This is a genomic window from Streptomyces sp. SID4985 (assembly GCF_009863025.1).
Classification (GTDB): domain Bacteria; phylum Actinomycetota; class Actinomycetes; order Streptomycetales; family Streptomycetaceae; genus Streptomyces.
Window position 1 is genome coordinate 1 of sequence record NZ_WWIR01000117.1, and the last position, 3331, is coordinate 3331.

Consider the following 3331-nt stretch of genomic DNA (forward strand, 5'->3'; position numbering starts at 1 on the left):
GGCGCCCGGCTGGGGCGGCGGCGGGGCGTACCAGCCCGGCTGGCCCTGGCCCGGCACCGGCATCGGCGGCTGGACGCCCGGCGGCAGCGGCTGCTGGAGGCCCGAGCGCTGATCGGTGGTCGAGCGGTAGTCGACCACGCCCTGCGTCATCCGCATGTACGCCTCCTCCAGCGAGGCCTGGTGCGGGGACAGCTCCCACAGCCGTACGTCCGCGCCGTGCGCCAGGTCGCTGATGCGGGGCAGCGGAAGGCCGGTCACCCGCAGCGCGCCGTCCGGCTCGGGGAGCACGTGGCCGCCCGCCTCGGTGAGCGCGGCCGTCAGCTTCTCGCGCTGCTGCGGCTCGGTCTCGGGGGTACGCACCCGGGCGAAGTCGGCGGAGTTGGCGGAGATGAACTCCGTCACGCTCATGTCGGCCATCAGCTGGCCGCGCCCGATCACGATGAGGTGGTCGGCGGTCAGCGCCATCTCGCTCATCAGGTGCGAGGAGACGAAGACCGTACGGCCCTCGGCAGCGAGCGCCTTCATCAGATTGCGCACCCAGAGGATGCCCTCGGGGTCGAGGCCGTTGACCGGCTCGTCGAAGAGCAGCACCTGCGGGTCGCCGAGCAGCGCGGCCGCGATGCCGAGCCGCTGGCCCATGCCGAGCGAGAAGCCCTTGGAGCGCCTGCGCGCCACGTCCTGGAGGCCGACGACCCCGAGGACCTCGTCCACCCGGCGGGCCGGGATGCCGGACAGCTGGGCCAGGCTCAGCAGATGCTGGCGGGCCGAGCGGCCGCCGTGCACCGCCTTGGCGTCGAGAAGCGCGCCGACCTGGCGGGGGGCGTTGGGCAGCTTGCCGTAGGGATGGCCGCCGATCGTCACCGTCCCCGAGGTCGGGTTGTCCAGCCCGAGGATCATCCGCATGGTCGTGGACTTGCCCGAGCCGTTGGGCCCGAGGAAGCCGGTCACCGCGCCCGGACGTACCTGGAAGGAGAGGTTGTGCACCGCGGTCTTGTCACCGTAGCGCTTGGTCAGGCCTGCCGCCTCGATCATGCTCCGCACCCATCGGAAGGTTCAGGACAGCGGGGCGCACGCCCCCGTAAGGGTTAGGAGGATATCCGGGCGCTGACGGTTCCGCTCAAGAGAAAGTAAAGCCAGAGCTTCACCCGGCGTGTCCGAAGACCCCCGGGTGGCCCGGCCGGAGACCGTGGCGATCATGCCAGGACCGGGCGGAGCCCCCTGCCGACTGCAACGGAAGGGGGCTCCGCCCGGTCCTGGCGACCGTACGAGAAAGCTGCCGCGCGAAAGCTGCCGCGCGGGTACTAGCGCGTCTGCTGCGCCGGGACGCCGCGCGAGACCGACTCGTCCTCGACCGGCGAACCGGCGGCGGCCACCGCGGCACCGGTCAGCGTGGCCAGCATCTCGCGGACGTTGGTCAGCTGGGCGTTGATGCTGTCGCGGCGGTTGGTCAGGGCGGCCAGCTCGCGCTCGGACTCCGAACGGATACGGTCGGCCTTGGCGTTGGCGTCGGCCACGATGTCCTCGGCCTGGCGCTGCGCCGTCTCCACCGTCTGACGGGCACGGCGGTCGGCGTCGGTGCGCAGCTTCTCCGCCTCCAGGCGGAGCTGCTCGGCGCGGTGCTCGATCTCGGCCAGCCGCTTCTCCGCCTTCTGCTGACGGGAGGCCAGGTCGCGCTCGGACTGCTCACGGCGCTTGGCGAGGTTCGTCTCGAAGTCGGCGGCGGCCTGCGCGGCCTTGGCGCGGGTCTCCTCGAAGAGGGCGTCCGCCTCCTCGCGCTTGGACTGCGCGTCCTTCTGCGCGTCGGAACGCAGCTGGGCCGCGTCGCCCTTCGCCTTCTCGACGATCCGGACGCCGTCGTCCTCCGCCTTCGCCTTGCGCTCGGAGGCGAACGACTCGGCGTCGTTACGGACCTGCTGGGCCGCCGACTCGGCCAGCTCGCGGTGCTGCTCGGCCGCGCGCCTGGCCTCCTCGCGCAGGTCCTTCGCCTCTTCCTCGGCGAGCCGAAGGATCTTCTCGACCCGCGCGCCGAGACCCGCGTACGACGGCTCGGCGTCGGTGACCTGGGCCTGGGCGTTCTGCGTCTCGAGGTGGAGCTCCTCGATGCGCTTCTCCAGAGCGGTGATCCGGGAGAGCGCGCTGTCACGGTCGGAGACGAGCTTGGAGATGCGTTCGTCCACCTGAGCGCGGTCGTATCCACGCCGCACAAGCTCGAAGCCGTAGGGGGAAGTGTCGCTCATGGGGTTCCTGTCGAATGAGACCGGTGAGGTGATAGGTGGAATCCTAGGCGCCTGAGCGGTGTGTCATCGAGCGGATACGTGTTTGATCAATAGAATGACACCTCTTTCGGGTGGCCGGGCCCCTGACAACTTGCCAAAGACCCGGCCGAACCCCCTGCCCCACGCGGCGCATCGCACCGGCCGCTAGTTCTCCTGGGGTTTGCCACCCGATCGGGGTGCGCCCACCGTGGCGCCCGCCTTGACCCCGCCGTCCTTGCCGCCCGGACCCTCGAAGGACTCGAGCGCCTCCAGCACGTCCTGGACCCGCGAGATCTCCGTGTTGATGTCCTCGCGGCGGCGCACCAGCAACTCCAGCTCGCGCTTGCCCTCTTCGACGGTCTGCCGTGCCTCGCGGATCGCCTCGGCCTTGAGGTCCTCGGCCTCCTTGACCAGCTTGGCCTTCTTCTGCTCGGCCTCCTTGAGCAGCGCCTCCGCCTTCTTGACGGCGGCGATGCGCACCTTGCTCGCCTCCGAACTGGCCTCCGACACCAGCTCCTTGGCCTTCGTCTGCGCCTTGGCCAGCTGCTCCTCGGCCTGCTTGATGAGGTTGTCACAGCGGTCGCCGGTCGACTTCATCGTCTCGGCCGCCTCACGGCGGGCCCGCTCGTGCAGCTCCTCGATCTCGGAGGTGACCCGGTCGCGCAGCTCCTCGGCGCGCTCCCGGATCGCGGTCGCGTCCCGGCGCGCCCCGACCAGCAACTCGTCGGCGTCCGCACGGGACTTCTCCACCCGCGAGTTGCCCTCGACCGTCGCGTCGCCGACGAGCCGCTCGGCCTCGGTGCGGGCCGCGCCCACCATCGAGTCGGCCTGTGCCTCCGCGTCCGCGGTGGTCTGCTGCGCCTGCTGCCGCGCCTCGGCGAGCAGCTTGTCCGCCTCGGCCGCCGTCTCCGTGATGAGCGTGTCGACCTGCTCGGCCGCCTCCGAACGCCGCTTGTTGGCCTCCTGGCGCGCCTCGTCCAGCGTCCGCTCGGACTCCTCGCGCGCCGAACCGACGAGCCGCTCGGCCTCCGACTCCGCCTCGGTGCGCACCCGTTCGGCCTCCGCGCGCATCCGCT

The 3331-nt window shown here is 71.4% G+C and carries 2 protein-coding genes and 1 pseudogene; all 3 read right to left on the bottom strand.

What is annotated here, in order from left to right; genetic code table 11:
* Positions 1-1032 (bottom strand): ABC transporter ATP-binding protein (locus GTW40_RS04790; RefSeq protein WP_161178887.1); only part of this gene is annotated, 1032 nt, incomplete at its 3' end.
* A gap of 269 nt (positions 1033-1301) precedes the next feature.
* Positions 1302-2237, bottom strand: a complete 936-nt coding sequence (locus tag GTW40_RS04795) for a cellulose-binding protein (RefSeq protein ID WP_161178888.1) — start codon at positions 2235-2237, stop codon at positions 1302-1304.
* A 183-nt stretch (positions 2238-2420) separates the two neighbouring features.
* A pseudogene (locus tag GTW40_RS04800) lies at positions 2421-3331 on the bottom strand (hypothetical protein); the annotation flags it as partial.